3 protein-coding genes are annotated in these 3145 nt (G+C 53.1%); all 3 read right to left on the bottom strand.

The annotated features are described in order from the left end of the window. Positions 1 to 90: 90 nt before the first annotated feature. Entirely contained in the window at positions 91 to 1719 is a 1629-nt protein-coding gene (locus tag OB13_RS17940) for a phospholipid carrier-dependent glycosyltransferase (RefSeq protein WP_461491560.1), read from the bottom strand. Next, a complete protein-coding gene (locus tag OB13_RS17945; RefSeq protein WP_461491561.1) occupies positions 1709 to 2374 on the bottom strand; it encodes a lipid-A-disaccharide synthase N-terminal domain-containing protein in 666 nt (221 codons plus the stop codon). The genes OB13_RS17940 and OB13_RS17945 overlap by 11 nt, the downstream gene beginning before the upstream one ends. Then, positions 2361 to 3145, bottom strand: a 785-nt coding sequence (locus OB13_RS17950; protein ID WP_461491562.1) for a glycosyltransferase, incomplete at its 5' end; no start/stop codon positions are given. The genes OB13_RS17950 and OB13_RS17945, both read right to left, overlap by 14 nt.

The raw sequence follows: 3145 nt of genomic DNA on the forward strand, positions 1-3145 counted from the left end.
GATAGACAGCAAGGGGTAATTTGGTTTTAACCGACTATAGTGTACACGGTCACATGAAAAGTACAAGCAGCTTGCAGCCTCTGCCTTGCTTCAATAATACAGCACCCACTCCCCTACCATTTTCCTATGCTTGAACTTGCTCCCAAGCCACTCCCTGCCCGCTGGCAGCTCCGTTTTCACCACCAGTACCGATTCATCTGTGAGGAGCTGACTCAGTCTGGCGCTATCAGTTGGCTCGCTGAGTCGTATGAGGGACGCTTGCCAGGCAGCAGTCTGCTCAAACTGTGTTTCCCGCTGCAGGCTTTTGTGCTGGTCCTGCACAGAGATGACATTCCGCCCTAACCCGAAGGCCAGCGAAGGCAATAGCCGGTCATATACCAGTATTTGTCGACTGTGCAGCCCCTCCCGCCGCAGGGCGGCCGCCAAATCTGTAGAATTTTTCAATCGGGCGGCATTCGCTCCCAACAGGTGGGTGGAATACGGAAGCAATAACCCGGTAAACAACAAAGCGGTTGCACATACCTGGTTTAAGCTTTCCTTCTTCACTTGCCAGACAAAGTATAATCCCACAATTACCAGAACCGGATACATCAATGCCGGCCACGGAAGCACCAGCCCTACTGGCAGAAAAGGAATTACCAGCAACGCAAACGCAAGGAAGGTATAGTAAGCGAACGAGCCTTTGAAAACTTTGCGGTTTGTAGCTTCCGGCAAGGCATGCAACAGGCTGGCAACCAAAAGCGCCAGTCCGGCAAACAGCGGCAAAATATACAGGATGAGTTTGGAGCCGGAGAGGGAGAAGAAAACCAACGGCACCAACAACCAGAGAACAAAAAGTCGTTTATGGGGAAGTGACAGCCTTTTGAGATGCCCGAAGTTGAACAGCAGCACGGCCGACCAGGGTAGGCTCAGGGCCGGGGCCAGCACCAGGTAGAACCACCAGGGTTTGGAGCGGCCGAATGTTTCTGGGTTGGCGTAGCGGTCTACCGTATGGTTGAGGATGAAATAATCCACAAACTGCTTGTCCTTCAGCATCAGGTATAGGTACCAGGAAGAAGCCAGCAGCAGGAAAAGAAACAAGGCCAGCAGGTGGTGAGACAAACTGGCTTTGGCCGTACTTACAGGCTTATACCCCAGCACGACCATCACCGGAAAAATAAGACCTACAGGACCCTTTGTAAGAAAAGCCAGGGCCAGAGAAAAATAAAACAGGTATAGCCAACCAGGTTGCCTGGCTGGTTTATACCTGAGCCAGCTCCAGATGGAAAGCAGCTCAAACGTAGTCAGGAAAGAATCGGTGGTTAGATTGCGGGAAGAGATCAGCACGACCGGGATCGTTAGGTAGACCAACATGGCCGTAAGCGCCACTCCCCGCTCCCTGTAAAGCGCCAGCCCGATCAGGTATACCAACAGGGCCTGTACCAGCAGGGAGATCTGCAGAAAGAAGCGCGCCCCAAATTCATGCGCCCCAAAGATCCCCATACCTGTCGCTGTAATCATGTAAGTCACGGGAGGCTTATGAAAGTGCTGAATGCCCAGCAGGCGCGGGTGCAGCCAATCACCGCTTTCCAGCATCTCCCGGCTGATCTCAGCATAACGGGCCTCACTGGTTTCCAGCACGCCCCATCCGCCCAGATTATAGAGCAACGGTACCAGCAAAAAAAGCAGAATGCCAGCGGCCAGGAGATGGCTGCGTTGCCAGATTGGGTTAGAGGGCATCGGATTTACCGCTTGCGCGTTGCTGCGCTGCCTGCTGCCGCAAACCCAGGTATAGATTCCGGGAATAAGCTACCAGGCCTACAACTTGTCCCAGAAACAAGACCGGGTCCAGTCGCAGCACCGCATAAGAAACAATCATGAGGCTGCCCATCAGGCTGAGCACCCAAAAACCATTCGGCAGGATCGATTCATGGGCCATTTCAGAGAAGTACCACTGGTATACAAAGCGCAGCGTGAAGACGGCCTGTCCCAGACCGCCCCAAGCCACCAGCGTACCCGAAATTTTACTATGCTCCCAGATGTAGCCCAGGCTGTAGATGTCCCCAAAAAGCAGCCAGCACAAGGCCATCACCGGGAAAAGCACCGAAGCCCACCTCACCCACTCCGGCAACTCATTCCACATCCCCTTGAACTGCAGGTTCCGCATGTAGATAAGGTAGGATATCAACTGACCGCCAATGATGACCAGGTCATTCCGAAGCGCTCCGTACACCATCAGCAGAAAAGAAGCAACTAAGCTGAACGTCCAGAACGAGGAAGGTGAGAGTACCCGACCGGCCCGCTCCGACTGTATCCATTGCACCAGTATCCGGGCGGAAAACAGGCCCTGTGCCAACAGGCCAATACTATATACGCCTACTTCAGATTTGCTCATGGCTAGGCGTTGTCTGGTGTATCAGTTGCTCGGAGACGGTATAGCGGATGTAGCGTTTGCTCATCCACCGGAAGGCGAAGGTATCCTGGAGCGGGCCCCAGAGGCGGTTGAACAGGTGATACTTGGACGTGCCCGCATAGCGTTCGAAATGCTGGACCGGAACCTGCTTCACCCTGCCCCCCTGCAGCTGTATGAGCGCCGGCAGAAAGCGGTGCATCCCATCAAAAAAGGGCACTTGCCTGGCGCTGGAAGCTTCCATGATCTTAAGCGGGCAGCCTGTATCTTCAATGCCATCCTGTATCATGCGGCGCCGGAAGCTGTTGGCTATTTTAGAAGAGATCTTCTTCACAAACGTATCCTTGCGCCTGGTGCGAATGCCGTTTACCATCTGATAGGCTGGCAGGTACTCAAAGAAAAGCAGAAAGTCCAGTGGTGAGGTCTGCAGGTCAGAGTCCATGTAGCCTATGTAAGTACTGTTGCAGTGATCGATTCCGGCTTTCATAGCCGTACTCAGCCCCTGGTTTTTGCTTAAGGAGATATAACTGTAGCTGCTCTTGCTGTGGCAGATGTTCTGAATGAATACCAGACTTTCATCCGTTGAACCGTCGTTTACAAACAGCACATCCGTTGGCATAGGCGACTGAGCCAGAAAAGCGTCCAACGCTTCGCATAAGCGCACCAGACAGTCTGCTTCGTTATACACAGGCACCAGAATGGTGAGCGTATCCGGTTGTAAGGAAGCTGGGTTATCAGTATCTGTTAGCATATCCA

This window comes from Pontibacter sp. HJ8, from assembly GCF_054824225.1.

Excerpts from the sequence above, each read along its gene's own strand:
- OB13_RS17940 (WP_461491560.1), bottom strand. The coding sequence starts at position 1,719 with ATGCCCTCTAACCCAATCTGGCAACGCAGCCATCTCCTGGCCGCTGGC.
- OB13_RS17945 (WP_461491561.1), bottom strand. The coding sequence starts at position 2,374 with ATGAGCAAATCTGAAGTAGGCGTATATAGTATTGGCCTGTTGGCACAG.